Below are 25994 nucleotides of genomic sequence, written 5' to 3'. Positions count from 1 at the left end.
CAGCCATGAAGACCGCATTTCGCAGGCACGACAAGCAGCACGGCGCGATCGCCATCGTGCTGGGGCTGACCCTGGTGGTGCTGTTTGCCATGGGCGGCCTGGTGCTGGACCTGGGCCACCTGTACATCGCCAAGACGGAGCTGCAGAACGGCGCCGACAGCGCCGCCCTGGCCGGCGCCGTGGAACTCAATCAAAGCGCGGACGGCATCGACAACGCGCAGACGAAGGCCATCGCCATCGCGCAAAAGAACCGCTACGATTTTTCCACCGCGCTGACCATCACGGCCGCCAACATCAGCTTCGGCCCCAGCCCGGACGGTCCCTGGTCGTCCGGCGCCAGCGCCCGCACCAGCCCGCAGGGAATGACCTTCATCCAGGTCGACACGGGCAGCAAGACCTTCGCCACCTACCTGATGGGCATCGCCGGCATCGCCAGCACCAGCACCTCGGGCGTGGCCGTGGCGGGACGCTTCGTCAACGACGTCACGCCGATCGGCGTGTGCGCCGTCGATCCGGCCAACAAGACGGCGCAATACACGTATCCGGCCGCGCCGGCCGGCACGGGCCTGACGGAACTGGTGGAATTCGGCTTTCGCCGCGGCGTCACCTACAACCTGTTCGGCCTCAATCCGCTGGGCGGCCCGTCCGATCCCTACCTGATCAACCCCGTCGACGCGCCGCCCGGCACCTGCAGCGCCTCGCACGCGAGCGCCGCCTCCACCGCGCCATTCATGTGCACGGGCAGCAGCGCCGTCATCACCAGCGGCACGGGCCAGGTCTACACGAACACGGGGCTGACGGCGTCGCTGGCCGCCTCGCTCAATTCGCGCTTCGACGATTACGGCGGCCCCTCCGTGTGCGACCCTGCGACGGCGCCGCCCGACACCAACATCAAGGAATATCCATGCGTGGGCGCCGCCTCGCCCTGCGCAGCCACCGCCGCCAGCTCGCCGCCCGCCAACTGGATGGAAGCGGGCGCCAGCACCTTGCCCAGCCAGCAGCCCGTCAGCCTGGCCGGCAACAAACCGAATTACCAGCTGCCGTCAGCCGGTCCCGTCCCGGCACCGTCGGCCACGTTCGCGCAGTTCGCCGGCTACGGCGTGCTGTGGTCCTACGGCCCCGCCTACCAAAGCAATGGCGCCACCCCGGCCAAGGCCGGCACGGCCTACAGCGTCGCGGACGGCAACGCCAACCCCATGTACAGCACGGCCAAGGCGAATTACTTCGACACGGCCAGCTACCCCGTCAGCGCCGGCGCAGGCTTTCCTGCCAGTACGCCGCCTGCGCCATACAACCAGACCAGCGGCCCCACGTTCCAGGCGCCATCGGTGGCCCATCCGGGCCAGCGCAACCGCCGCATCCTCAACGTGGTGCTGGTCGACTGCCGCACGGCGCCCGTGGGGCCGGCTTCGTGCGGCACCATGAACGCGGTGGGCATCGGCAAATTCTTCATGACGATGAAAGCCGATTTCAGCGGCGGCACCAAGCGCCTCGATGTCGAATTCGCGGGCCTGATCGAGCCCGTGCCGAATTCCGAAATCAAACTCTACAAGTGAGGCGGCCATGCGCATCCACCTTTCCCCTCTCAGCCAGCGCGGCGGCGCCGCCGTCGAATTCGGCATCGTGCTGGCCCTGCTGGTCACCCTGCTGGCCGGCATCTTCGGCTTCGGCCGCGCTTTTTGGTACTACGACGCGCTGAACAAGGCCACGCGCGACGCGGCGCGCAACATGTCCGTCAAGGCCAAGGCCGGCATCGCCTCGCAGGGCGTGCCGGCGGCCAAACAGACGGTGGCCGATGCGGCCGTCAGCGCCGGCATCAGCGACTTCACCACGGCCAACGTGACGGTCACCTGCCTGGACGCGGCATTCAACGACAGCAGCTGTACCGACGGCACGGCGCCGGGCGGCATCCGCGTCGAAGTCGTCAACTACACGCTGTCGGTGGGCCAGTACCTGCCCTTCGTGATCGGCGCAGCCAGCACCTATGCCACGCCGCTCGCACCGCGCACCACCATGCGCTACATGCTGTAAGGAGAACGCCATGCGCCACCGCCTTTCATCGTCTCCTCCAGCCGGGCGCCAGCGCGGCGCCGCCGCCGTCGAATTCGCCCTGGTGTCGCTGCTGTTTTTCACCCTGCTGTTCGGCATCCTGGAATTCGGCCGCATGCTGTACCTGTACAACACGGTGCAGGAAGTGAGCCGCCGCGCCGCGCGCGAAGCGGTGGTGCGCTGGATCGACCAGACCGACGCCGTCAAGACCCTGGCCCTGTTCGGCGGCACGGCCCTGCCGGCCGCGCCCGAACTGACGGCTGCCAACATCACCATCCGCTACCTGAACAAGAGCGGCGCCGAAGTGACCTTGCCGCCGACTGACCCGGGCGACAACCTGTCGGCCTGCGGCGACATCACGCGCACGGCCAGCTGCATCGACAGCGTGCGCGTATCGATCGACAACGTCAGCTACACGCCGATGGTCAGCCTGTTCGGTTTTCTGAATATCGCCGTGCCAGCCTCGGTGGTGGTCATGCACGCCGAAAGCCTGGGCTTCCAGATCAACTGAACGCCTTTACCGAATGCCTTTACCGGGGAGTACCAAGTGAATATCGTCATCGTCTCGAAGAATGAAGCCCAGCTCAAACGGCTGACCCGTTTGCTGCGCGAACGCAGCGCGGCCGACCGCGTCTCGCTGCTGGCGAGCATACCCGATGTGTTCGACAACGGCGTCACGCCGGACTTGCTGCTGCTGGAGCAGGAGCAGACGGGCGAGGCGGAACTGGAGCGGCTCGAACTGCTGGGCGGGCGCCATCCGAACCTGGCCATCATCGTGCAATGTCCGCAGCAAAGTCCGCAATTCCTGCTGCGCTCGATGCGCGCCGGCGTGCGCGAAGTGCTGCAGCCCGACGACGACGCGGCCCTGTGCGCCGCCTTGCGCCGCATCGAGGACAAGCTGCAGAAACAGGTCACGCGCAAGGGCCAGGTGCTGGCCTTCGTCTCGTGCAAGGGCGGCAGCGGCGCCACCTTCATCGCCGCCAACCTCGGCTACGCGCTGGCCGCCGGCGAACAGCGCAAGGTGGCGCTGTTCGACCTGAATCTGCAGTTCGGCGACGCCGCCCTGTTCGTCTCGGACCACAAGCCGGCCACCACCCTGTCGCAGCTGTCGCAGCAGATCGTGCGCCTCGACGCCTCGCTGCTCAGCGCCAGCATGATCCAGATCACGCCCGCCTACAGCGTGCTGGCCGCCGCCGACGACCCGGCCCATGCGGCCGACGTCGAGGCCGACCATATCGACCGGCTGCTGACCCTGGCGCGCAGCCAGTACGACTACATCCTGCTCGACGTGGGACGGGGACTCGACCCCGTCAGCGTGCGCGCGCTGGACCGGGCCGACCTGATCTTCCCCGTGCTGCAGGCAACCTTGCCGTATGTGCGCGACGGCAAGCGCCTGCTCGACGTGTTCCGCGGCCTCGGCTACCGCGAAGACAAGGTCCGCCTGATCCTGAACCGCTATGCCAGCAGCGACAGCATCCGCGTGGCCGACCTGGAAGCGGCGTATGGCAAGCACGTCTACAAATCCATCCCCAACCACTATGAAGCGGTGGCGGCCTCCGTCAGCCAGGGCGTGCCCATCCTCAAGCTGACGCCGCACAACGCCGTCTCGCGCGCCCTGCAGGAACTGGCCGCCAGCCTGGCAGGCGAAACCCCGCCCGCCGCGCAAAGCTGGGTTTCGCGGCTGCTCGCGCGCGCCTGAGGCTCCAGCCTGATCCTCGAGCCTGATACCGCCCCACTCACCGGAGACCGACCATGACTGCCGAAAAACTCACCCTGCGGGACCGCCTGGGCTATGCCCAGGATGACGCCAGCCTGAATGACGATGCCGCGCACCAGGGCGCAGCGAGCCACAGCTACCAGCAGCTCAAGCACCGCACCCACCAGGCGCTGCTCGACCGCGTCGACCTGGAGGGCATGCAGCGCCTGTCGCGCGAGCAGATCCGCGAAGAGCTGAAAATCCTCGTCAGCGACGTGCTCACGGAAGACAATGTGGTGATCAACGAGCTGGAACGGCGCTCGCTGATCCGCGACATCCAGGACGAGGTGCTCGGCTTCGGCCCGCTCGAACCGCTGCTGGCCGATCCCGGCGTGTCCGATATCCTCGTCAACACCTACCGCCAGGTGTATGTCGAGCGCCATGGCCGCCTGGAGCTGAGCGACGTCTGCTTCACCGACGACGCCCACCTGATGAAGATCATCGACAAGATCGTCTCGCGCGTGGGCCGGCGCATCGATGAATCGAGCCCCATGGTCGATGCGCGCCTGCCCGACGGTTCGCGCGTGAACGCCATCATCCCGCCGCTGGCCATCGACGGCCCCGTGATGTCGATCCGGCGCTTCTCGGCCCAGCCCCTGCGCCTGGCCGACCTGCTGCTCAAGCACAGCCTGACGGAGGAAATGAGCACCACCCTGCAGGCGCTGGGCAAGGCCAAGGTCAACATCCTGATCTCGGGCGGCACGGGCAGCGGAAAGACCACCATGCTCAATGCGATTTCCGGTTTCATCAGCACGGCCGAACGCATCGTCACCATCGAGGACGCGGCCGAACTGCAGATGCAGCAGCCGCACGTGGTACGCCTGGAAACGCGGCCCGCGAACATCGAGGGCAAGGGCGAGGTAACGCAAAGGGCGCTGGTGCGCAACGCGCTGCGCATGCGCCCCGACCGCATCATCCTGGGCGAGGTGCGCGGCGCCGAGGCGCTCGACATGCTGGGCGCCATGAACACGGGCCATGAAGGCTCGATGGCCACCATCCACGCGAACACCCCGCGCGACGCGCTGACGCGGCTGGAAAACATGATCAGCATGGCTTCCGCTGCCCTGCCCGTGAAAGCCATGCGCCAGCAGATCAGTTCAGCCATCAGCGTGGTGGTGCAGGTATCGCGCCTGACGGACGGCAAGCGCAAGGTCACGTCGATCCAGGAAATCACGGGCATGGAGGGCGAGATGATCACCATGCAGGAAATCTTCACCTTCCGCCAGACAGGCATCGGCGAGGACGGCACGGTGCAGGGGCATTTCCATGCCAGCGGCGTGCGGCCGCGTTTCCTGGAACGCCTGCGCGCCTTCGGCATCAGCCTGCCGGAAACCCTGTTCGATCCCGCCCGCCAGTACCATTAAGGGGAGCATCATGGACTATCTCTATTACGTATTCGCCATCCTCACCTTCATCGCCGTGGTGCTGCTGATCGAGGGCGTGTACCTGGCATGGAACACCTCGCGCGGCCCGGAAGCGGAAAGGGTCGCGCGCCGCCTGCGCATCATGTCGGCCGGCGCGCATGGCGACACGGGCAGTTCGATGATCAAGAAGCGCCTGCTGAGCGACACCCCGGCCCTGCAGCGCGTGCTGCTCAGCGTGCCCCGCGTGCATGCGCTCGACCGCCTGCTGGAGCAGTCGGGCCTGAGCTGGAGCGTGGCCAGCTTCGCCGGCGTGATGCTGGCCACGGCCGGCGCCGCATTTTTGCTGCTCAGCTACCTCAGTGTGCCGTGGCTGCTGCTCCTGCCGCTGGTGGCCGGCGCGGCCTTGCTGCCGCTGCTGGTGGTCTTGCGCGCCAAGGCCAAGCGCCTGCAGCGCATCGAGCAGCAATTGCCCGACGCGCTGGATCTGATGGCGCGCGCGCTGCGCGCCGGCCATGCCTTCCCCACCGCCCTGAAAATGGTCGGCGATGAAATGAACGCGCCGCTGGCCGTGGAATTTCGCGCCACCTTCGACGAAGTCAATTTCGGCATCGCCATGCAGGACGCCCTGATGAACCTGGCCACGCGCGTGCCCAGCACGGACTTGCGCTACTTCGTCATCGCCGTGCTGATCCAGCGCGAAACGGGCGGCAACCTGGCCGAACTGCTCGATAGCATCAGCCGCATCATCCGCGAGCGCATCAAGCTGCTGGGGCAGGTACGCGTGCTGTCGGCCGAAGGCAAGCTGTCGGCCTGGATCCTGTCGCTGCTGCCCTTCGGCGCGGCGGCCATGATCCACCTGACCAATCCGCAGTTCCTGGAAATGCTGTTCGTCGACCCGGGCGGACGCAAGATGCTCGCCGGCGCCCTGGTGATGATGGCGTGCGGCATCCTGGTCATGCGCAATATCATCCGCATCCGCGTCTGAGCCCGCAAGGAGAACCCTCATGAATCCCGTGCATATCGCCTTTCTCGCCCTGCTCTTCATTGCCGTCTTCGGCACCGTGCTGGTGGCCATGCGCAGCTTTGCGCCCGATCCCTTGCGCCAGCGCATGGACAACGCCACCGGCAAGAGCGCGGCGGCGCCCGGCGCATCGGCGCCCAGCCCCTGGCTGGCGCGCATGGTGCGCCTGAGCGGCCCCCTGGCCAGACTGTCGCTGCCCGAGCAGGGCTGGGAAGGCTCGGTGATGCGCCGGCGCTTCATGAATGCCGGCCTGCGCCAGGCATCGGCGCCCATCCTGTTCTTTTCCGCCAAGACCATGCTGGCCATCGGCCTGCCCCTGCTGCTGTTCCTGGGACTGAGCGCCTCGGGCAGCCAGATGGCGGGCAAGGCGCTGCTGTTCTGGCTGCTGATCGTGGCCGCCATCGGCTACTACCTGCCCAATATCGTGCTGGCACAAATGATCAAGCGGCGCCAGCGCGATATCTTCGAAAGCTTTCCCGATGCGCTGGACCTGATGACGGTGTGCGTGGAAGCGGGCCTGGCCATGGATGCGGCGCTGGCCCGGGTGGCGGCCGAGATCGCCCTGAAAAGCGCCGTGCTGGCCGAGGAATTGCATCTGGTGATGCTGGAACTGCGCGCCGGTAACACCAAGGAGCGGGCGCTGCGCAACCTGGCCCTGCGCACGGGCGTCGAGGATGTCGACGCGCTGGTGGCCATGCTGATCCAGGCCGAGCGCTTCGGCACCAGCATCGCCGCCTCGCTGCGCGTGCAGTCGGACCAGCTGCGCACCAAGCGCCGCCAGATGGCCGAGGAAGAAGCGGCGAAGATCGCCCTCAAGCTGCTGTTCCCGCTGATCTTTTTCATCTTCCCTTCGCTGCTGGTCGTCCTGATGGGGCCAGCCTTCCTGCAAATTTACCGCGTGCTCCTGCCCAGCATGGGCAGCGGCAGCTGACCGGAGAACCGCCATGTCACAGCACACCACCCTGATGCTCATGCTCGCCTGCGCCGGCCTGCTGCCCGCCTGCGGCCACCTCCCCGGTCCCGCCAGCCAGCACAGCCAGGCCAATCACGCCGCCCCGCCCCAGGCGCGCAGCATTGACAGCCCCGCCGCCCGCAGCGCCGCGTTCTGCAAGCTGGGCAAGCGCATGCAGGAACTGGGCGATCCGCGCGCGGCGATGGCCGCCTACCGCGAAGCGATGCTGCTTGAGCCCGACTCGGCCGACGCGCGCAATGGCGCCGCCGTGCTGCACGCGCAGCTGGGCCAGCTGGAAACGGCGCGCGCCATGCTGCAGGCGCTGGCGCAAGAGGCGCCGACGGCCCGGACCTACAACAACCTCGGCTACGTGCTGTACCTGCAGGGCGACTACGCCCAGGGGGCCAGCGTGCTGCGCCAGTCGCTGCAGCTCGACAATGGCCAGCAGCCGGCGCGCGCCAACCTGGACCTGGCTATCGCGGCGCTGGCGCGCAGCGTCAGCACAGTCGATGCCATCGATGCCACCGCGGACGCCATCGCGCCCGACCTGGCGCCTGCGCCCATGCCGGCGGCGCCCGCCAGCCGCCTGCAGCTGACGCAATTGCAGCCGAATATCTTTGCGCTGAGCTGGCGCGACGCTCCCGTGGCGGCGCGCACCACCGTGCCAGTCCCGGCAAAACCGGTGGCGCCGGCGGCGCCGCTGCCACGGCTGGAAGTCATCAACGGCAATGGAGAAACCGGGATGGCGGCGCGCATGCGCGGCATGCTGGGCAGCATGGGCATCAGCGTGCTGCGGCTGGGCAACCAGCGGCCGTACGGCATCCAGGCCAGCAGCATCGTCTACCGTCCCGGGCACGCCGAGGCAGCGGCCGCCCTGGCGCTGGCCTTGGGCGGCATGCGGCAGCTGCAAGCGGCCGACGACAGCGGCATCGGCGCGGGCGCCGACCTGCGTTTATTGCTGGGCAAGGATGCGGCGGCCAGCCTGCGCGCACCGGACGTGCGCCTGGCTTCGAACGCGCAGTAACGGCGGCATCAGCGCGGCAGCAGGCGGCGGTCGGCGGGGTTGATCAGGAAGCCCTGCAGGATATCCTGCAGCTGCGGCAGCTTCGCCACGTAGGCGGGAATGCCCAGCTGGCGCGCGCCGAAGTAGTGGGCGATGATGTCGCCCTGCTGCTCCATGTTGAAGTCGGACAGGACGCCGCCGGCCTGCGCATCGTAGCGGTAGGCCCGTTGCCCGATGTAGCCGCCGCGCAGCGCCAGCAGCACGCCATGCAGCAGCACGCCGTAGCCGAGCTGGTACTGCCACACGTGCACCATTTCGTGGATGAAAAACAGCTTGCCGCTGTTGCCTTCGCGGGAAAAATCGTCGCGGTACTGGGCCGGCATGAAATGCAGGCTGCCGCGCGGCGTCATGGCCGTGTTCTGGTCCTGCAGGCCGAACGGTAAAAAGGAGCCGCGCACGACGCGCACGCGCGCGTAGTCGATGGCGCCCTGGAAGACGCTGCGGGCCATGGCGGTTTCGCCGATGGTGAGGGGGCGGCGCAAGACTCGCATAAGAAGAAGAGAAGAAAGCGCGGCAAGCGTAAAGCCTGCCGCGCCAGTACTGCTTAAGCCAATCGAAGACCGCTGGCCGCCTTGGCGATTTCCGTGATGCGGTCCCAGTTGCCGGCCGCGATCGCGTCTTTCGGCGTCAGCCACGAGCCGCCCACGCAGGCGACGTTCTTGCACGCCAGGAACTGCGACGCCGTCTCTTGCGAGATGCCGCCCGTCGGGCAGAAGGTGATGTCCGGCAGCGGGCCGTAGATCGCGTTGAGCATGCCGATGCCGCCCGCCGGTACGGCCGGGAACAGTTTCAGCTGCTGGAAGCCGTTTTCACGCGCCGCCATCACTTCGCCTGGCGTCATCACGCCTGGCAGCAAGGGCAGGCCGCTGCTTTTCGCCGCCGCCACCAGGGCCGACGTCAGGCCCGGCGAAACGCCGAAGACGGCGCCCGCATCACGTGCCTGCACGAATTCCTCGGGACGGGTCAAGGTACCCACGCCGACGATGGCGCCCGGCACGGCCGACATGGCGCGGATCGCTTCGAGGCCGTGCTTGGTGCGCAGGGTCACTTCCAGCACGCGGATGCCGCCCGCCACCAGCGCGCGCGCCAGCGGTACGGCGTGTTCAGGATCGTCGATCGCAATCACGGGGATCACGCTCGAGGTGCGCATAATTTCCAGTAGTGTCATGGTCATCTCTTATTTCCTAGCCAAAAAGTCTTCATCGGAACCCGGTACGGTATCGCCGACATTGTCGGCGTCGTGCAAGGCGACGGTGGTGGGAATCGGCGACGGCAGGCCGAAGGTGGTGGCACCTTCTTCCGCCGCGCTGACGGTGGAACGGAACATGGAAAACAGCTCGCGGCCCATGCCGACGTGGTTCGGCGACAGGTCGGCCGTGACCAGCGAACGGGCGTGCCAGACGTCGGCCGGCACCAGCGCCTCCAGTACGCCCGTAAAGGCGTCGAGGCGGATGATGTCGCCGTCGCGCACGAGGCCCAGGGGGCCGCCGGCGAGGATTTCAGGCGAGACGTGGATAGCGGCCGGCACCTTGCCCGACGCGCCCGACATGCGGCCATCGGTGACCAGCGCCACGTGGCGGCCCGCATCCTGCAGGTTGGCCAGCGCCGGGGTCAGCGCATGCAGTTCCGGCATGCCGTTGGCACGCGGACCCTGGAAGCGGAGCACGGCGACGAAATCGCGGTCCAGCGTGCCGGCCTTGTAGGCGGCCATGAAGTCTTCCTGCGAATTGAATACCAGGGCAGGCGCTTCGACCGTGCGGTGCTGCGGCTTGACGGCCGACACCTTCATCACGGCGCGGCCCAGGTTGCCCGCCACCAGGACCATGCCGCCGTCCGGCGCGAAAGGATTGCTGGCCGGGCGCAGCACGTTTTCGTCGGCGCTGGCGGCCGGTGCATCTTTCCAGAAGACCTTGCCGTCTTCGCCGAGGAACGGCTCCATGCAGTGCGCGCGCAAGCCGTGGCCCAGGATGGTGTTGACGTCGTCGTGCAGCAGCCCCGCGTCCAGCAGTTCGCGGATCAGATAACCGGTGCCGCCGGCCGCGTGGAAATGGTTCACGTCGGCGTCACCGTTCGGGTAGATGCGCGTAAGCATCGGCACGATGGCCGACAGTTCATTGAAATCGTTCCAGTCGATGACGATGCCGGCCGCCTTGGCGATCGCCACCAGGTGCAGGGTGTGATTGGTCGAGCCGCCCGTGGCCAGCAAGCCCACGACGGCGTTGACGATACATTTCTCGTCGACGATATGGCCAACTGGCAAGTAGCTGGCGCTTTGCGCCGTGATGACGGCCGCGCGCTGGGCGGCGGCCCTGGTCAGCGCATCGCGCAGCGGCGTGTTCGGCGTGATGAAGGCGGCGCCCGGCAAATGCAGGCCCATCACTTCCATCAGCATCTGGTTGCTGTTCGCCGTGCCGTAGAAGGTACAGGTGCCGGCGCCGTGGTAGGCTTTCGACTCGCCTTCGAGCAAGTCTTCGCGCGTGGCCTTGCCTTGCGCATACAGCTGGCGCACCTTGGCTTTTTCCTTGTTCGACAGGCCCGACGTCATCGGACCGGCCGGCACGAAAACGGCCGGCAAGTGGCCGAAGTGCAGCGCGCCGATCAACAGGCCCGGCACGATCTTGTCGCATACACCCAGGTACAGGGCGGCGTCGAACATATTGTGCGACAGCGCCACGGCCGTCGACATGGCGATGGTGTCGCGCGAAAACAGCGACAATTCCATGCCCGGCTGGCCTTGCGTCACGCCATCGCACATGGCGGGCACGCCGCCGGCGAACTGGGCGACGGCGCCCACTTCGCGCACGGCTTGCTTGATGATCTGCGGGAAGCCTTCGAACGGCTGGTGCGCCGACAGCATGTCGTTGTACGAGGAAACGATGGCCACGGACGGCTTCTTGTATTCCTTCAGCGACAGCTTGTCGTTGGCGGGAAAGGCGGCAAAGCCGTGCGCCAGGTTGGTGCACGACAGGGCGCCGCGCTGCACGCCCTGGATGCGGGCCGCATCCAGATGCGCCAGATAGGCGCCGCGCGATGGCCGGCTGCGCGCGATGATGCGCGCTGTTACGGATTCGACTACTGGATGCAGCGCCATATGGATTTCCTTAAAAATGAGTATTTCGTGAAATTTTACTACAAAACGGTGAAGAAGAAGCACTCTTGCATGGGCCGACCACACAAATAAGCCACGGATTGCGGCGTATCAAGGCAAGCCCGGCAAATATCGCGTATCGGCAGCTGTCAACATAGCGCTTATATGGCACGGGCGCAATCGCTAAAAAAAGCACAACAAAATCCGCTTCACGTCACAAACTGTAGTGAAATTACGTTTTTCTGATGTATTATTCTCATACCAATGCCGGACCCGCTGTTCGCCACCACGAACGCGCCGCGCTCCTTTCAACCGAGACAAGCACCCAAGCCGACCGCCATGCGCCAGCCAGCACCTACTCCTGCCATCACCGCCACCGCCAGTTTCCAGTCCCTGCAAGCGCATAGCGCCAGCCTGCGCGAAGTGCATCTGCGCCAGCTGTTCGCCGCCGACCCCGCACGTTTCTCGACGATGACGGTCGATGCGGCCGGCCTGCTGCTCGATTACTCGAAGAACCGGGTCGACGCCACCGCCATGGCGCTGCTGATGGACCTGGCCCGCGAGCGCGGCGTGGAAGCGCAGCGCGAAGCCATGTTCACTGGCGAGAAAATCAATCTTACCGAACATCGGGCCGTTCTGCATACCGCCTTGCGCGCGCCGCGCGGCACCAGGCTGATGGTCGATGGCCAGGATATCGATGCTGACGTGCAAGATGTACTGCAGCGCGTCAAGGCATTTACGGACAAGGTCCGCAATGGCAGCTGGCTCGGCTACACGGGCAAGCCCATCTGCGACATCGTCAACATCGGCATCGGCGGCTCGGACCTGGGCCCGAAGATGGCCTGCCTGGCGCTGCGCTCGTATGCCAACCCGGGCCTGGAAATGCACTTCGTTTCCAACGTCGACGGTCACGACATGGAAGCGACCCTGTCGAAAGTCGATCCGGAAACCACCCTGTTCATTGTTGCCTCGAAAACCTTTGTTACCGCTGAAACCATGCTCAACGCCAATACGGCGCGTGCCTGGTTCCTGCTCGAAGGCGAAGAAAAGGATCTGGCGCAACACTTTGTGGCCGTCTCGACCAACACGCAAGCCATCGTCGACTTCGGCATTTCGCCGGACAATATGTTCCCGTTCTGGGACTGGGTCGGCGGCCGCTATTCCGTCTGGTCCTCGATCGGCCTGGCCGTGGCCCTGTCCGTCGGTTTTGAATATTTCAGCGATTTCCTCGCCGGCGCGCATGCGATGGATCAGCATTTCCGCCAGGCGCCCCTCGAAGACAACATGCCCGTCGTGCTGGCCATGGTCGGCTTCTGGAACCGTCAGTTCCTCGATTGCGGCTCCGTTTCCATCGCACCGTATCACCAGGACCTGAGCCGCTTCGCCGCCTACCTGCAACAGCTGGACATGGAAAGCAACGGCAAGCGCGTCACCAAGGATGGCGTGCCCGTCGACGTGCCGACCGGCCCCGCCATCTGGGGCGATTGCGGCACGAATGCCCAGCACGCGTATTTCCAGCTGCTGCACCAGGGCACGGACATCACCCCCATCGACTTCATCGCCGCCCTGCGCGCCACGCACGATTTGCCGGGCCACCACGATGCCCTGCTGGCGAACTGCTTCGCCCAGTCGGAAGCCTTCATGACAGGCAAGACGGCCGAGGAAGTGCGCCTTGACCTGCAGGCGCAGGGCTTGCCGGAAAGCGAAATCGAAGCGCTGGTGCCGCACAAGACTTTCCCCGGCAACCGCCCCAGCAACACCATTTTGATGGACCAGCTGACCCCGACCACCCTGGGCGCCCTGATCGCGCTTTACGAACACAAGACCTTCGTGCAGGGCGTCTTGTGGAACGTCAACAGTTTCGACCAGTGGGGCGTGGAACTGGGCAAGGTGCTGGCGAAGAAAATCCAGGCCGAACTGACGGGCGAAGCCCGTCCCGACCACCACGACAGCTCGACCAATGGCTTGATTGCCCTGGCGAAAGCCGCCAAGGCGGCGTATTAACTTAATTGAGGTTTATGAATATTTACGAAATCAAAGTAGTCAGCGACAAGGCCATGCAAGTGGGCGAATGCCCGCTCTGGCATGGCAAGGAAGCGGCCCTGTACTGGGTCGACATCGATGGCCGCGCCGTGCATCGGCTGCACCCGGCCAGCGGCAAACATGCGCAGTGGACCATGCCGACAGAACCGTCGGCGCTGGCCATCAACGCCGGCGGCGGCCTGATCGTCGCCCTGCGCAGCGGCTTTGCCCACCTCGACACGAAGACGGGCAGCCTGGCGCACATCGCGCCGGCGCCGTTCGACATGACCACCACGCGCTTCAACGACGGCAAGGTTGACCCGGCCGGCCGTTTCTGGGTCGGCACGATTTTCGAGCCGCGCAACACTGACGCAGCGGAAATGTTCGTGCTGGAAAAGGGACAAGTACGCAAGGTCTGGTCGGGCGGCATGACCGTGTCGAACGGCCTGGGCTTCAGTCCCGACGGGCGCACCATGTATCACTCGGATACCACCACGCACCGCATCGACCGTTTCGACTTCGATGCGGCCACGGGAGCCATTTCCGCGCCACAACCGTTCCAGCGCTTTTCCATGGACAAGAAGGCGTTTGATTACGGCGGGCGCCCCGATGGCGCGGCCGTCGACAGCGACGGCAATTACTGGTCGGCCATGTTTGAAGGCGGCAAGATCTTGCGCTTCGCCCCCGATGGCCATTTGCTGGGCGAAATTACCGTGCCCGTGCGCTGCCCCACCATGGTGACGTTCGGCGGCCCCGACCTGCGCACCCTGTACATCACCAGCGCCAGCCACAACCGCTCGGCAGCAGAAATCGCCGACTATCCGTTGACGGGTCACGTGCTGTCCGTGCGCGTGGACGTGGCAGGCCAGCCGGAAACGCCTTACCAGGCGTAACACGGTCAGGTATGAAAAAGCGCCGGCACCCGCGAGGGTCCGGCGCTTTTTTAACGCTCACGTAGGTCGGATTAGCGGGGCAAGGCCCCGCGTAATCCGACAACAGTGTTGGCCATGGTGCCGTCGGATTACCGCGACAGCACCTTGCGGATCGTTTCCGCCAATTCAGCCGCCACGAACTTGGCCACATAACCGTCGGCGCCCACGCCCTTGACGTGGTCTTCGTTGGTCGAGCCCGTCAGCGACGAGTGGATCACCACGGGGATGTTGGAGAAGCGGCCATCGTTCTTGATGTTGCGCGTCAGGGTAAAACCGTCCATTTCCGGCATTTCCAGATCGGTCAGCACCAGCGCGACCTTGTCTTTCGCCGTCTTGCCTTCGGTGGCCGCCTGGGCCGAGATCGCTTGCAGGCGCTCCCACGCTTCCTTGCCCGTCTTGGTCATGATGAAAGGCACGCCCATCGCTTCGAGGCCCTTTTCGATCAACGAGCGGGCCAGCGAGGAATCGTCCGCCGCGAGAATCACGGCGCCGGCCGGCAAGCGCACTTGCGGGCCGATGCTGTTTTCGTCCACGTCCGGGTCGCCCGACGGCAGCACGTTGCGCAGGATTTGCTCCACGTCCAGCACTTGCGCCAGGCGGGTCTTGTCCGTGTCGCCATCGAGGCGGGCGATGCTGGTGACGAGGCCGCCGCCGACGCTCGATTCGGCCGACAAGACCTGATTCCATTCGAGGCGCACGATTTCATCGACCTCTTCCACGGCAAACGCCTGTGTCGAACGGGCAAATTCCGTCACCATCAGGATCTTCAAGCCGCTGCTCTTGCAACCGACCGCCATCGGCAAGTCGATCACGGGAACGATCTGACCACGGATATTGACCACGCCCAGCATGTGCGGGTGCGAACCAGCCACCGCCGTGATGGCCGGCATTTCCATGATTTCACGGACTTTGAACACATTGATGCCGAACAGTTCGCGGCTGGCCGAGTGATCACTGGTCCCCAGCTTGAACAGGAACAGTTCGAATTTGTTATTGCCTGTCAGGCTGGTGCGTTCATCGACATCTTGCTGCATTGAATTCATTGTGTCCCCTTGAGCCGTCTTGTAAAGTTAAGTCGCCCGCCCCTGATGCTGCGGACAGTGCGGACTGCACGTCGCATGGACGCCGGACGGCGGGTTTGGGGCATGGCCGGCGCTAACGGTGCAGTGTATATCGTACAACTTCATACAACCAATAGTTGCTATCGATTCGAGCTTGAATTATACGTTTTTTTACTTTCTTCAAAGCTACTTTACGCTGCCAACGGCGATCCTGACAGCATTTCTTGATTTCCTTGTTGCTACAGCGCAAATGATGACGGAGAGAATCGAAAATTTCCCTGGCAACCATGGTTGCTTTGCAAAGCCGATAACCAGCATGACGCTGCGCCGGCGCCGGCGAACGGCATATAATGGCCATGCCGGCATCGCAGGCAGGCATACCGGGAAAAATGGCGACGGCAGCGGATGGAATGTAGTAAAATTTCTTGCAATTGCCTGTTCTACGTAGTAAATTTACACCATCGATTATAGTAGCGACAGACTGGCACTTCCGGTCGGCTTTCTCCCCGCTCCGGCCCTTTTACTTTTGCGACGACACTCACTTATGGCACTTACCGATTTTGACCTGGTCCTGTTTGGCGGCAGCGGCGATTTAGCAATGCGCAAGTTGTTGCCTGCAATGTATGCGCGCGACGTCGCGAACGATTTGCCGCCGACGGCGCGCATCATCTGTGTGGGCCGCCAGGACAGCGGCCAGGATGCCTTCCTGAAAATGGTGGAGACCAATTCGCGTCCCCACATCAAGGCCAGCACCCTGAACGCCGCCACCTGGAGCAAATTCTGCGCGCGCATCGTGTATGTGTCGCTCAACGCCAGCGATGCGGCCACGTACGCGCCGCTGGTCGAAGCGCTGCGCGGCGATGCCGACCTGACGCGCGTGTACTACCTGGCCACGCCGCCGCACCTGTTCGCCCTCATCTGCGACAACCTCGAAGACAACGGCCTGGTCACGCCGAATTCGCGCGTGGTGCTGGAAAAGCCGCTGGGCCGCGACCTGGCCAGCGCCAAGCAGATCAATGCCGAAGTGGGCAAGGTCTTCCAGGAATCGCAGATCTACCGTATCGACCATTACCTGGGCAAGGAAACCGTGCAGAACTTGCTGGCCCTGCGCTTCGGCAACATCCTGTTCGAACCGCTGTGGCGCCGCGAATGGATTTCCGACGTGCAGATCACCATCGCCGAAAAGCTGGGCGTGGGCAACCGCATGGGTTACTACGACACCTCGGGCGCGCTGCGCGACATGCTGCAAAACCACTTGCTGCAACTGCTGTGCATCGTCGCCATGGAGCCGCCGACCTCGATCGCGCCGGACGCCGTGCGCGATGAAAAGCTGCAAGTGCTGCGCTCGCTGAAAAAATTCACACCGACCACCCTGGCGCAAAACATCGTGCGCGGCCAGTACCGCGCCGGCCACGTCGATGGCGCCACAGTGCCGAGCTACCGCGACGAGCCCGATGCGCCGGAACATTCGCGCACCGAAACCTTCGTTGCGCTGAAGGCGGAAATCGACACCTGGCGCTGGGCCGGCGTGCCGTTCTACCTGCGCACGGGCAAACGCATGGCCGACAGCCTGGCCGAGATCGTCGTGCGCTTCAAGCAGATTCCGCATTCGATCTTCAACCAGCCGACGTCCAGCTTCCAGCCGAACTGCCTGGTGATCCGTTTGCAGCCGGACGAAGGCTTGCGCATGAATTTGATGGCGAAAACCCCGGGTGACGGCATGCGCTTGAAACCGGCGGAGCTGGAACTCGATTTCCGCGAATCGTTCAAGACCCCGCGCATGGACGCCTACGAGCGTTTGCTGCTCGACGTCCTGCGCGGCCAGCTGACCTTGTTCATGCGCGGCGACGAGCTGGAAGCGGCCTGGGAATGGGTCGAGCCGATTCTCGACAACTGGGAACAGAACGACAGCGCGCCGATTCCGTACACGGCCGGCACCTGGGGCCCGGCGGCCGCCAGCGCCCTGATCGGCCGCGATGGCTTGCAGTGGCGTGAAGAGGCCTTGCCAGAGGACTGAAGCCGTTAAGATTTGGCTTAACCCTGAACGGCGAAATACTGGGGTCGGACCCTGAGGGTCCGCCCCCGGAACTTTGCTTTTGGGGTGAAAAGGACGCAAACTTACGGCATTACTGCCAGAAGATCAATCAATGCTACTCGATTCCATCCGCACCCAGCTCGATTCGCTCTCCAAGTCGGAGAAAAAGGTCGCGCTGGCCGTGCTTGACCAGCCCAACCAGACGGTCAGCCAGAACATCACGGCGCTGGCGAAAAGCGCGCAGGTGTCGGAACCGACCGTGGTGCGCTTTTGCCGCACGCTGGGTTACGACGGCTGGCATGAATTCAAGCTGAAACTGGCGCAGGGCCTGGCGCTGGCCATGCCGGGCGCGAACGAGCAGCCGGCGCAGGACGACCTGGCGGCCGACCTGGTGAATAAAATCTGCAGCCGCTCGATCAATACCCTGCTCGACCTGCGCAACAACCTGAATCCGGAAGCGATCCAGCGCGCGCTCGACATCCTGTCGCGCGCCAGCAAGATCGAATTCTATGGCCAGGGCACGTCGGGCATCGTGGCGGCCGACGCGCAGCACAAGTTCTTCCGCTCGGGCGTGCCGACGGTCGCCTACAGCGACCCGAACATCCACAGCATCGCGGCGGCCCTGCTGCGCGGCGGCGACTGCCTGGTGGCCATCTCGCAGCGCGGCAACAGCCCCGCCCTGGTGCGCTCCGTGAAACTGGCGCGCCGCGGCGGCGCCGACGTTGTCGTGCTGGCCCCATCGGGCACGCCGCTGGCCGACCTGGCCACCGTGCTGATCCCGATCGACCTGGTCTTCAACACCGACCCCTACACGCCCATTTCGGCGCGCCTGGCCTACCTGGTCGTGATCGACGTGCTGGCCGTGGGCCTGGCCCTGCAACGGGGACCGGAATTCCGCAAGAAGATGCAGAATGCGCAAAAGGCGCTGCAGGAATTCGACATGCAATTCGATTCCTTCATCGGCTGATCCTCCATCGGCGCCAGCCACGCTGGAGCCGCTCCTTATCCGAACATCTCCATTGGACCAGGATGTCTCTTCCTTGATCTCACATGGGGAACCGGTACACACGGCAGCCTTTGCATCGCAAGACCGTCCCATCATCCGTGTCTCTAAGAATTGGGATCCTTTGGTTTCCCATGGTGACGTATCGGATGAGTTTTGCTACCTCCTCCTGCATTGGACACAACCACTCTCACCTCGTCGTTGGGGAAAAAGTGCATATAGATATCTCCCGGCTCATCGTATTTTTCCACTTCCACCATTTTTTCTTTGATAACATCGGTATGCCCTTCAGGCATATTCCACCGCACCAGCACCATCATGCCCGGATACCATACTCGCGGAATGGATGTGCAGCAAATATTGGCAAGCCCCGCACCCCATCTGGCCATATTCCCCCCTCCCGCCCCATCCACCGATGCGGAATAAATATAGTTTCCCGTATGATTCACGATACCTACCTGCGCCGTCGCGGTAGTCCTTGGGCCGGCTTCCTCAACCTGCCTGGCCTTGAGGGCGCAGCCGCTCAGCAGCAAGGCCGCGCCAAGATACATAATCCATTTCATAATTTCCCTTTTATAAATTAATAGCCAATTTAATTGATCAAGCGTCGACGGCTGAAGAAAAAATCAACAGGCAAAGGCGCGAAAAGGGATTTTTCCCGATGATCATATCAAGGGATATTGGCAGGTTTTCCGGAATGAAGAATAGGATGAATTTTGCTAGGCCCTCCAGCATTTGACACAACTACTCTCACCTCGTCATTTTCAAAAAAATGCATATAAATATCTCCCGGCTCATCGTATTTTTCCACTTCCACCATTTTTTCTTTGACAATATGCGTATGTTCTTCCGGCATATCCCATCGCACCCGGACCATCATTTCCGGATACCACACACGAGGAATGGATGTGCAGCAAATATTGGCAAGCCCCGCACCCCATCTGGCCATATTCCCCCCTCCCGCCCCATCCACCGATGCGGAATAAATATACTTCCCCGTATGATTGACAATACCCACCTGCGCCGTCGCGGTAGTCCTTGGACCGGCTTCATTAACCTGCCTGGCCTTGAGGGCGCAGCTGCTCAGCAGCAAGGCCGTGCCAAGATACATAATCCATTTCATGATTTTCCTTTTATCAAAGTAAGCAGTTGAATGAACAAGGCTAGCCAGCCGAACGCGCCTGCCAGAAATCGTCGGGCAGCGTGTCGCGCTCGGACTGGCAATTCGCTCCCTGGCGCATGCGCCGCAACAGGCTGGCCATCGCAGGATGCAAGGTAAAATCATCGGCAAGCATCAAGGCCAGGGCGCTGAAATGCTGACGCTGGCCCGCCGCCTCGATATCGCTGGCGTTTAATAGACCCACTTTTACAGCTATGCTGCATGGGGTATCTGATGCCGCGCAGCATGCAACTTGAGTAGTTTTTGACTATTCACGCGCACCTGGCTTTAAGAAGACGTCGACAGCAACCGGAGCCTTGGAAGATGAAGCATTAATCATGACGGTTCATTTTTTAGGCGATGGCTTACCCGTGTGTTGAATCGGATGATCTTTTCCATATCCTGCATCATTCGACACAACAACTCTCACCTCATCATTCTCAAAAAAATGCATATAAATATCTCCTGGCCTATCATATTTTTCAATTTCGACAATTTTTTCCTTAATGACATCAGTGTGCCCTTCAGGCATATTCCACCGCACCAAGACATTCATTCCTGGATGCCATACGCGGGGAATCGATGTACAGCAAATATTTGCCCCGCCCGCCCCCCATCTGGCCATATTCCCCCCTCCGGCACCATCCACCGATGCGGAATAAATATACTTCCCCGTATGGTTGACAATACCCACCTGCGCCGTCGCGGTAGTCCTTGGACCGGCTTCCTCAACCTGCCTGACCTTGAGGGCACAGCCACTCAATAGCAAGGCAGTGCCAAGATACATAATCCATTTCATCATTTTCACCTTATAGAAAATGCTACGTCATTTCTCACTTTACCGCCACATAGGGCAATAGAACACACAGAACTCCCACGCGTCGTAGATGGTTTAAGAAAAACCAGGAAAAGGTGCAAGAGGGGATTTTCATTGATCGAAATAAACCTCTAAGGGTTGATATTTCCCGGTTTTCCATAGTGACGTATCGGATGAGCAGTGCTATATCCGGGATAAATTGAAACCACAACCCTAACTTCGTCGTTTGGAAAAAAATGGATATAAATACTTCCTGTTTCATCGTACTTTTCCACTTCCACCATTTTTTCTTTGACAACATCGGTATGCCCTTCAGGCATATTCCACCGCACCAAGACCATCATGCCCGGATACCATACCCGCGGGATGGATGCGCAGCAAACTTCGGCTCCCCCCGCTCCCCACCTGGCCATATTGGCCCCTCCCGCCCCATCCACCGATGCGGAATAAATATACTTCCCCGTATGATTGACAATACCCACCTGCGCCGTCGCGGTAGTCCTTGGACCGGCCTCATCAACCTGCCTGGCCTTGAGGGCGCAGCCGCTCAGCAGCAAGGCCGTGCCAAGATACATAATCCATTTCATAATTTTATTTTCTATAAAAGCAAGCAGTTGAAGGTGCAAGCGCATGCAGCCGATCACGCAATCTTTAGCGTCCGGAAATGCACGATCCAAACGCGCCACATTGCTGTGCGAGTGAAACGGCACATCCCGCTTCATATTATTGTTGGTGCCGTCGAAGAAGAAACCGAAAAACAGATTCGCATCGCATGAGGGGGAAAGCCTGGGTCAGGGCATTCACGAGCTTTGGCAGATTTAACAATTTCTTTCATCTCACCAATTCCGTCAAAAAAACGGTCATGATCAGACGGGTCAATTTTTTCAATGGAATAAATTTTTGACAAGAAGGCAGTCATGGATTTCCTTCCAGACTTTGGATGAGCTTTCTTTGGAATTCAATTATTTCTTGAGTCTCCTTTATGTCATCAACTGACATAACATTGACGTCACGCAACAATGTCCTTTCCAGCGTAAGTAATGTCGCTTTTTCCCTCTTCAATTTCTGCCTACGGCGCTCGTCCCGATACTCCTTCGTCGGCACCGGATACCCCTTGATTTTCCCAGGCCACTCCGGTCGGCTCGGTCCGTAATGTGACACCACGACCCCCACGCTGCCATCTTCATAGACGATCAGCCAGATATCGCCCGCCTTCCCATCCGGATACGGGGGAACACTGACCGTCTCGCGATGAAAGGTCGGGTCCGGGGACAGCTGATAGACCACCACCACCTTCAAATCCGCATGCCACTTTTCCGGCACGCTGAAGCAGCATATCGTGCCGCCTTGGCCATAAGGATCGATCGCATCGCCACCGCCGCCGCTGTTGGTATTTCCCGGATTTTCAACCGCGATGTAATTGACTTCGCGCGAAGAATAATTCAGCGCCTGAATGCTCGCGGCCATGGCGACACCGGGTAAACATGCGGCCAGCAAGAGGCATCGCCATAATTGTTGCTTGAGTAACATCATCATGATTTCATCGCTATCCATAAAACCGGCGGATCAGTCCACCCTGCTTCAACCGCGATGAAGTCACGCCCTATGCGAGCGCATTGATCCGCTCTGCAGAGCGCTGCTGCGCCAGGTAAATCTCTTCATCGAGTCTGGCTTGCGCAATATCCTGTGTTAAGTTTTCGCTCCACACCAATTCTTCGGGTGCATCTTTCGCCTGGATGCCGGCCGTCGGCATACGCTGCAGCTCGTTTTCGTGCACGCTTTTCCGGAAGAAGCCGCTTTGCGGGTAATAGCCTCGGCGCAAGATATAGCCGCCCCCCTCGCGCCGTGTATAGGTTTGCGTGGTGATCAGCCTGCTACGCATGTCGGCGCTGTCGGCATCCGTACGGATAGGATATGGAGTGCCATACTGCGCTTCCTTGACCAGCGCTTCCTCTTCCGGCGTCAATGCTTCGCCATTCTTCTGTTTCAGTTGCGCGGCTTCGGTCTTTCGGCTGAGCTCATATACGCGTTTATAAAAGCCGTCTTTAGGCGGTTTATTGGCGAACGAGGTGATCCTGGCCCGCTTGTCGTATTCCGTCACTTCGCCAGCCATATAAAAGCCGGCCAGGGAATCATGCACATAGTCGTCAAAAAAACGCATCACTTCGGGCGGCAGCGGTTTGGGGTGATCGAATATGTCGAGCGCAAATTCTTCCCATTTGTCCAAGGGCGTGTGATTTTGGGCCCGATAATATTGCCAGTGGTTGATGCGCGCAATATCCCGGGCGCTGAACGGCTGACCCTCATCGCCGTGGCGGAAGGCTTTGCGCGCGCGCAGCGCTTCCAGATCGCCTGCCAGCAAACGGTTGTAGGAACCCAGATCCTCCCGCTCCTGCGCGCTGGCCGCCTTGAAGCTGGCCGTGGCTTCCAGGGTCTTGACGCGCACGGCGCGCCAGCGGTAATACAGCTCCATGTGCTTGCTCAGCAAGCCGCCTTGCTTGTTAAGCTCGGCGGTATATGCTTCCCATGCCTTGGCAAGCTCTTGACTGACCAGGAAATCCTCCTGATCGCGAAGTTCCAGTTCGCTGAACGGTATCAAGGGCACGCCCTTGAGGCGCGCTTCCTTGAACATATGCGCCAGCGGGATTTGCGACAGCAAGGCCGCTTGTCCGCCACGTCCCTTTCCCTGCTCGCCCGGACCATAGCCGCCTCCGACGTCGGAGTGCACGCCAGGAAAATATACTTCCTCGATTTTCCCTGTCAGGCGCGTGACGGGAAAATTCATGCGCTGCTCATGCGTGGCAATACAATGCAAACCTGCCATGACGCAGGACGGCAACGGCTTGAGCAATTCATTGGCCCAGGCCCAATGGCCATCGAACATCGCGCCAGGCGCGATCGTGGTTTTCGCTACAGACGCCGAGCTGCCCACGGTTGCCACCGTGTCAAAGACGCCAAGAAAATCGATGCTGGCGAGAATGCCGGCAAACTCCTGCCCCTCACCTTTGCCCGGCGTGAGCAAATCGGCAAACAGCTGGCAGAATGCCACCGCCTCGGCGGCGCCCCGCGAAAAACCGAATACGGACAGGGTCAGCGATGGAATATGCGGTTTCGGTTGTGCCGCCATCGCCGCTTTGAGTTTTTCAATATGCTCAGCGAACCAGTCCGAGTGGCTCATGAAGCGCTCTCTGCCAGTTGAGGGATGCGCTACCTTTCTGTGGCCTACGTCATTATCATAAGTACGGGCAAGTTCGCCAGCCTTATCTGATTTATATAATGGAGTTTCATCTCCATAAACCGTTCGATGAATTGCATTTAAAACCTGCAACAAGCCCCAGATAATACGCGGCTGCCCTCCTTTGGCAAAAGCCTTTCCCTCGTCCGATTCAGTCAATTCACCAATTTCCTTAAATGGCGTTCCGACGCCAGGAATATAATTTCGAAAATATCCCGCACCCCGTTTATTCGAGGGAAAACTCGAAAATAGCCGCGCCACATTGCTATGACTGGCGCTATTGGCGTCGACTACAGCATTACTTATAGGAATAGGCTTCTTTGTTTTCGGGTCGAGCACGCCTGTCCTAACCCCATTTCTATCGCGCTCCAGATTATTATTGGTTCCATCAAAGAAAAGTCCAACCCTCACTGGAATACTGCACGGCGCGCTATCTTTCTTATCACATGCCTCCTTGGCAATTTCGGATTGCTCTTTCGTCAACGGCTTTAAAAAAAAATCGACGGGAAACGGCGCGGAATTGGGAGTTTCACTGATCATAATATCAAGGAATATTGGCAGGTTTTCCGGAGTGAAGAATAGGATGAGTTTTTGCACCCCCTCCAGCATTTGATACGACAACTCTCACCTCATCATTGGGGAAGAAATGCATATAGATATCCCCAGGCTCATCGTATTTTTCCACTTCCACCATTTTTTCTTTGATAACGTCGGTACGCCCTTCAGGCATATTCCAACGCACCAAGACTTTCATTCCCGGATACCATACCCGAGGAATAGAAGCACAACAAACATCAGCCCCGCCCGCCCCCCATCTGGCCATATTTCCCCCTCCCGCCCCATCCACCGATGCGGAATAAATATACTTCCCCGTATGGTTGACAATACCCACCTGCGCCGTCGCGGTAGTCCTTGGACCGGCCTCATCAACCTGCCTGGCCTTGAGGGCGCAGCCGCTCAGCAGCAAGGCCGTGCCAAGATACATAATCCATTTCATCATTTTTCCTTTTATAAAAGTAAGCAGTCGAAGAAACAAGGCTAGGCAGCCGAACGCGCCTGCCAGAAATCGTCGGGCAGCGTGTCGAGCTCGGACAGGTAATTCGCTCCCTGGCGCGTGCGCAGCAACAGGCTGGCCATCGCCGGATGCGAGGTAAAGTCATCGGCCAGCATCAAGGCCAGGGCGCTGAAATGCTGACGCTGGCCCGCCGCCTCGATGCCGCTGGCGTTTGCCACAAGCAAATGACGCGCCACGCGCGCGTGACACTCGGCCGGGGTGCCGGAATGAAACAGGTCCGGCTGCACATCATGCAGATTGGCCAGGATGGCGTCGGCTTCGGCGATATCCACCAGGGCGGCAAAGGCGGTGTCGCCGAGGGGGAATTTATCAAATTCCGCAGGGGCGGGCTTGGCCTCTGCCGTGCCCTGCCAACTGACCAACGAACCATCGCGCCGCAGCGACCACCAGCGGTAGATGGGGCTCAGCAAATGCGCAGACTGCGTTTCAGTCAAGGCTGCCAGCAGGGCCGGCAATATGCGCGTATCGGCCCAGCGCACGGGCCATTCGACGGTGTCTGGCGTGATGGCAATCAAATAGGGGCGCAAATGCTGCTCCAGCTGGCCGATATCGAGCGTGCTGGCGATGATGCTGAGCATGGGCATGCCTGCGCACAGCGAAAACAGGCGCTGCAGCCACGCAGCCTGCTCGCTGCTTGCCGATGGCGACGCCAGCAGATGCGGCGCGGCGACCTTGAAATTTTGCAGCGAGGTGTGCGCATACAGCGACTGGCGCCGCAGCCGGCTAGGGTAGCGCTTGGTGAAAAACTCCTCGTCGCAGGCGCCGTCGAGCAGCGCCAGCAGATACAGGGGCTGGCTGCCGTTCGCCACCGCCGCCTCCGAGCGCAAGGCCTGCAGTTGCTGCGCGATCAGCGCTGGAACTTCCGGGTCGTGAACATCGATGGCAAAGTACATCAGGATTCCTTTTCTAGGCCGCCGTGGGCGCGATAAACGGACTACCGCTACGCAACGCCGCCAGCAGACAAGCCTTGCACACGCTGGCAGGCAGCGCGGGCAATGGATAAGCGAGCCGTGTCGGACCGATAAAACTCTTCCTGCCCGCATATACCGTGATCTTGCCCGGGCACTGGATCGTGATGTTGCCGCCCTCGATGGTGATGTTGGCGCCGCCCGCCGTCGACAGGCGGATGCTTTTCGCCGCCGCCCAGTCCACATGCGCGTTGGCGCTGATGACGTTGACCTCTTCGCGCGCCTGCACGTTGAGCACGTCGGCCTGCGCCTGCACGTCGATAGATTGACTGGCTGCAATCATCTGCAGGCCGATATCGTTCTCGCCCGCCTTGACCACGCCGCCCAGCACGCCGATGGCCTGGCCGGCGTGCAGGCGCAGCTTGCCGCCGCTGGCAAATTGCGTATCCTGCCC

General features: G+C 61.7%; 28 protein-coding genes. 13 read left to right on the top strand and 15 right to left on the bottom strand.

Annotated features, from left to right (window positions below; all coding sequences use genetic code 11):
- Positions 1-5: 5 nt before the first annotated feature.
- The 8 genes from IGS60_RS17300 to IGS60_RS17265 are packed head-to-tail and all read left to right on the top strand — an operon-like array spanning position 6 to position 8166.
- Positions 6-1556, top strand: coding sequence for a TadE/TadG family type IV pilus assembly protein (locus IGS60_RS17300; protein WP_230505640.1), 1551 nt, complete (start codon positions 6-8; stop codon positions 1554-1556).
- A gap of 7 nt (positions 1557-1563) precedes the next feature.
- Entirely contained in the window at positions 1564-2031 is a 468-nt protein-coding gene (locus IGS60_RS17295; protein WP_230505639.1) for a TadE/TadG family type IV pilus assembly protein, read from the top strand.
- Positions 2032-2041: 10 nt separating this feature from the next.
- The gene (locus IGS60_RS17290) at positions 2042-2560 is read left to right on the top strand and encodes a TadE/TadG family type IV pilus assembly protein (protein WP_070222421.1); all 519 of its coding nucleotides are present in this window, start codon (positions 2042-2044) and stop codon (positions 2558-2560) included.
- 36 nt (positions 2561-2596) lie between these two features.
- On the top strand, positions 2597-3748 hold the full coding sequence (locus IGS60_RS17285) for an AAA family ATPase (protein WP_070222419.1): 1152 nt from the start codon (positions 2597-2599) through the stop codon (positions 3746-3748).
- A gap of 53 nt (positions 3749-3801) precedes the next feature.
- On the top strand, positions 3802-5169 hold the full coding sequence (locus IGS60_RS17280; RefSeq protein WP_070222417.1) for a CpaF family protein: 1368 nt from the start codon (positions 3802-3804) through the stop codon (positions 5167-5169).
- 10 nt (positions 5170-5179) lie between these two features.
- Positions 5180-6154, top strand: coding sequence for a type II secretion system F family protein (locus tag IGS60_RS17275; RefSeq protein WP_230505638.1), 975 nt, complete (start codon positions 5180-5182; stop codon positions 6152-6154).
- Positions 6155-6173: 19 nt separating this feature from the next.
- Positions 6174-7121 (top strand): type II secretion system F family protein, encoded by a 948-nt coding sequence (locus IGS60_RS17270; RefSeq protein WP_070222413.1) that lies wholly within the window; start codon positions 6174-6176, stop codon positions 7119-7121.
- A 13-nt stretch (positions 7122-7134) separates the two neighbouring features.
- Positions 7135-8166, top strand: coding sequence for a LytR C-terminal domain-containing protein (locus tag IGS60_RS17265; protein WP_230505637.1), 1032 nt, complete (start codon positions 7135-7137; stop codon positions 8164-8166).
- Positions 8167-8174: 8 nt separating this feature from the next.
- On the opposite strand, the gene IGS60_RS17260 is transcribed toward IGS60_RS17265, so the two are convergent.
- The 3 genes from IGS60_RS17260 to edd form a co-directional block, all read right to left on the bottom strand.
- On the bottom strand, positions 8175-8687 hold the full coding sequence (locus tag IGS60_RS17260) for a hypothetical protein (protein WP_081345913.1): 513 nt from the start codon (positions 8685-8687) through the stop codon (positions 8175-8177).
- A 62-nt stretch (positions 8688-8749) separates the two neighbouring features.
- Entirely contained in the window at positions 8750-9379 is a 630-nt protein-coding gene (gene eda / locus IGS60_RS17255) for a bifunctional 4-hydroxy-2-oxoglutarate aldolase/2-dehydro-3-deoxy-phosphogluconate aldolase (protein WP_070222407.1), read from the bottom strand.
- A gap of 3 nt (positions 9380-9382) precedes the next feature.
- Positions 9383-11296, bottom strand: coding sequence for a phosphogluconate dehydratase (edd, locus tag IGS60_RS17250; protein ID WP_230505636.1), 1914 nt, complete (start codon positions 11294-11296; stop codon positions 9383-9385).
- Positions 11297-11632: 336 nt separating this feature from the next.
- Here edd and pgi point away from each other — a divergent pair, with 336 nt between their 5' ends.
- Positions 11633-13297 carry a glucose-6-phosphate isomerase gene (gene pgi / locus IGS60_RS17245; RefSeq protein ID WP_230505635.1) on the top strand — a complete coding sequence of 555 codons (1665 nt, stop codon included), beginning with the start codon at positions 11633-11635 and terminating at the stop codon, positions 13295-13297.
- A gap of 14 nt (positions 13298-13311) precedes the next feature.
- A complete protein-coding gene (locus tag IGS60_RS17240; RefSeq protein WP_230505634.1) occupies positions 13312-14208 on the top strand; it encodes an SMP-30/gluconolactonase/LRE family protein in 897 nt (298 codons plus the stop codon).
- Positions 14209-14336: 128 nt separating this feature from the next.
- On the opposite strand, the gene IGS60_RS17235 is transcribed toward IGS60_RS17240, so the two are convergent.
- Positions 14337-15290, bottom strand: coding sequence for a chemotaxis protein (locus IGS60_RS17235; RefSeq protein WP_070222400.1), 954 nt, complete (start codon positions 15288-15290; stop codon positions 14337-14339).
- 172 nt (positions 15291-15462) lie between these two features.
- On the opposite strand from IGS60_RS17235, the gene IGS60_RS17230 reads away from it, so the two are divergent.
- The 3 genes from IGS60_RS17230 to IGS60_RS17220 all read left to right on the top strand — a co-directional run bounded on the left by IGS60_RS17230 (position 15463) and on the right by IGS60_RS17220 (position 18310).
- Entirely contained in the window at positions 15463-15756 is a 294-nt protein-coding gene (locus IGS60_RS17230) for a hypothetical protein (RefSeq protein ID WP_139143602.1), read from the top strand.
- 96 nt (positions 15757-15852) lie between these two features.
- On the top strand, positions 15853-17325 hold the full coding sequence (zwf, locus tag IGS60_RS17225) for a glucose-6-phosphate dehydrogenase (protein ID WP_034750861.1): 1473 nt from the start codon (positions 15853-15855) through the stop codon (positions 17323-17325).
- Positions 17326-17455: 130 nt separating this feature from the next.
- The gene (locus tag IGS60_RS17220) at positions 17456-18310 is read left to right on the top strand and encodes an SIS domain-containing protein (protein ID WP_034750862.1); all 855 of its coding nucleotides are present in this window, start codon (positions 17456-17458) and stop codon (positions 18308-18310) included.
- Between the two features lie 143 nt (positions 18311-18453).
- Here the strand turns inward: IGS60_RS17220 and IGS60_RS17215 are convergent, their stop codons facing one another.
- The 11 genes from IGS60_RS17215 to IGS60_RS17165 all read right to left on the bottom strand — a co-directional run.
- A complete protein-coding gene (locus IGS60_RS17215) occupies positions 18454-18909 on the bottom strand; it encodes a DUF3304 domain-containing protein (protein WP_230505633.1) in 456 nt (151 codons plus the stop codon).
- Positions 18910-19016: 107 nt separating this feature from the next.
- A complete protein-coding gene (locus IGS60_RS17210; RefSeq protein ID WP_230505632.1) occupies positions 19017-19469 on the bottom strand; it encodes a DUF3304 domain-containing protein in 453 nt (150 codons plus the stop codon).
- A gap of 40 nt (positions 19470-19509) precedes the next feature.
- Positions 19510-19710 (bottom strand): hypothetical protein, encoded by a 201-nt coding sequence (locus tag IGS60_RS17205; RefSeq protein ID WP_230505631.1) that lies wholly within the window; start codon positions 19708-19710, stop codon positions 19510-19512.
- 141 nt (positions 19711-19851) lie between these two features.
- Positions 19852-20307 (bottom strand): DUF3304 domain-containing protein, encoded by a 456-nt coding sequence (locus tag IGS60_RS17200; protein ID WP_230505630.1) that lies wholly within the window; start codon positions 20305-20307, stop codon positions 19852-19854.
- Positions 20308-20453: 146 nt separating this feature from the next.
- A complete protein-coding gene (locus IGS60_RS17195; protein ID WP_230505629.1) occupies positions 20454-21044 on the bottom strand; it encodes a DUF3304 domain-containing protein in 591 nt (196 codons plus the stop codon).
- A complete protein-coding gene (locus tag IGS60_RS17190) occupies positions 21041-21241 on the bottom strand; it encodes a hypothetical protein (RefSeq protein WP_230505628.1) in 201 nt (66 codons plus the stop codon). The genes IGS60_RS17195 and IGS60_RS17190 overlap by 4 nt, the downstream gene beginning before the upstream one ends.
- Positions 21238-21876, bottom strand: coding sequence for a DUF3304 domain-containing protein (locus IGS60_RS17185; protein ID WP_230505627.1), 639 nt, complete (start codon positions 21874-21876; stop codon positions 21238-21240). Before IGS60_RS17185 ends, IGS60_RS17190 begins: the two co-directional genes overlap by 4 nt.
- Positions 21877-21925: 49 nt before the next feature.
- Positions 21926-24154, bottom strand: a complete 2229-nt coding sequence (locus IGS60_RS17180) for a DUF2235 domain-containing protein (protein ID WP_230505626.1) — start codon at positions 24152-24154, stop codon at positions 21926-21928.
- On the bottom strand, positions 24102-24557 hold the full coding sequence (locus tag IGS60_RS17175; protein WP_230505625.1) for a DUF3304 domain-containing protein: 456 nt from the start codon (positions 24555-24557) through the stop codon (positions 24102-24104). Before IGS60_RS17175 ends, IGS60_RS17180 begins: the two co-directional genes overlap by 53 nt.
- 38 nt (positions 24558-24595) lie before the next feature.
- Positions 24596-25525, bottom strand: coding sequence for a DUF4123 domain-containing protein (locus IGS60_RS17170; RefSeq protein WP_230505624.1), 930 nt, complete (start codon positions 25523-25525; stop codon positions 24596-24598).
- A 13-nt stretch (positions 25526-25538) separates the two neighbouring features.
- The coding region (locus IGS60_RS17165) for a DUF2345 domain-containing protein (RefSeq protein WP_230505623.1) at positions 25539-25994 on the bottom strand (456 nt) is incomplete at its 5' end.

Source organism: Janthinobacterium sp. FW305-128, assembly GCF_020858135.1.
Lineage (GTDB): Bacteria > Pseudomonadota > Gammaproteobacteria > Burkholderiales > Burkholderiaceae_D > Janthinobacterium.
Note: the sequence above shows the minus strand (reverse complement) of the source record. Positions and strands in the feature narration are given on the sequence as shown.

Excerpts from the sequence above, each read along its gene's own strand:
- IGS60_RS17300 (WP_230505640.1), top strand. The coding sequence starts at position 6 with ATGAAGACCGCATTTCGCAGGCACGACAAGCAGCACGGCGCGATCGCC.
- IGS60_RS17295 (WP_230505639.1), top strand. The coding sequence starts at position 1,564 with ATGCGCATCCACCTTTCCCCTCTCAGCCAGCGCGGCGGCGCCGCCGTC.
- IGS60_RS17290 (WP_070222421.1), top strand. The coding sequence starts at position 2,042 with ATGCGCCACCGCCTTTCATCGTCTCCTCCAGCCGGGCGCCAGCGCGGC.
- IGS60_RS17280 (WP_070222417.1), top strand. The coding sequence starts at position 3,802 with ATGACTGCCGAAAAACTCACCCTGCGGGACCGCCTGGGCTATGCCCAG.
- IGS60_RS17275 (WP_230505638.1), top strand. The coding sequence starts at position 5,180 with ATGGACTATCTCTATTACGTATTCGCCATCCTCACCTTCATCGCCGTG.
- IGS60_RS17270 (WP_070222413.1), top strand. The coding sequence starts at position 6,174 with ATGAATCCCGTGCATATCGCCTTTCTCGCCCTGCTCTTCATTGCCGTC.
- IGS60_RS17265 (WP_230505637.1), top strand. The coding sequence starts at position 7,135 with ATGTCACAGCACACCACCCTGATGCTCATGCTCGCCTGCGCCGGCCTG.
- eda (WP_070222407.1), bottom strand. The coding sequence starts at position 9,379 with ATGACCATGACACTACTGGAAATTATGCGCACCTCGAGCGTGATCCCC.
- edd (WP_230505636.1), bottom strand. The coding sequence starts at position 11,296 with ATGGCGCTGCATCCAGTAGTCGAATCCGTAACAGCGCGCATCATCGCG.
- pgi (WP_230505635.1), top strand. The coding sequence starts at position 11,633 with ATGCGCCAGCCAGCACCTACTCCTGCCATCACCGCCACCGCCAGTTTC.
- IGS60_RS17240 (WP_230505634.1), top strand. The coding sequence starts at position 13,312 with ATGAATATTTACGAAATCAAAGTAGTCAGCGACAAGGCCATGCAAGTG.
- IGS60_RS17235 (WP_070222400.1), bottom strand. The coding sequence starts at position 15,290 with ATGAATTCAATGCAGCAAGATGTCGATGAACGCACCAGCCTGACAGGC.
- zwf (WP_034750861.1), top strand. The coding sequence starts at position 15,853 with ATGGCACTTACCGATTTTGACCTGGTCCTGTTTGGCGGCAGCGGCGAT.
- IGS60_RS17220 (WP_034750862.1), top strand. The coding sequence starts at position 17,456 with ATGCTACTCGATTCCATCCGCACCCAGCTCGATTCGCTCTCCAAGTCG.
- IGS60_RS17215 (WP_230505633.1), bottom strand. The coding sequence starts at position 18,909 with ATGAAATGGATTATGTATCTTGGCGCGGCCTTGCTGCTGAGCGGCTGC.
- IGS60_RS17210 (WP_230505632.1), bottom strand. The coding sequence starts at position 19,469 with ATGAAATGGATTATGTATCTTGGCACGGCCTTGCTGCTGAGCAGCTGC.
- IGS60_RS17200 (WP_230505630.1), bottom strand. The coding sequence starts at position 20,307 with ATGATGAAATGGATTATGTATCTTGGCACTGCCTTGCTATTGAGTGGC.
- IGS60_RS17195 (WP_230505629.1), bottom strand. The coding sequence starts at position 21,044 with ATGAAGCGGGATGTGCCGTTTCACTCGCACAGCAATGTGGCGCGTTTG.
- IGS60_RS17190 (WP_230505628.1), bottom strand. The coding sequence starts at position 21,241 with ATGACTGCCTTCTTGTCAAAAATTTATTCCATTGAAAAAATTGACCCG.
- IGS60_RS17185 (WP_230505627.1), bottom strand. The coding sequence starts at position 21,876 with ATGGATAGCGATGAAATCATGATGATGTTACTCAAGCAACAATTATGG.
- IGS60_RS17175 (WP_230505625.1), bottom strand. The coding sequence starts at position 24,557 with ATGATGAAATGGATTATGTATCTTGGCACGGCCTTGCTGCTGAGCGGC.
- IGS60_RS17170 (WP_230505624.1), bottom strand. The coding sequence starts at position 25,525 with ATGTACTTTGCCATCGATGTTCACGACCCGGAAGTTCCAGCGCTGATC.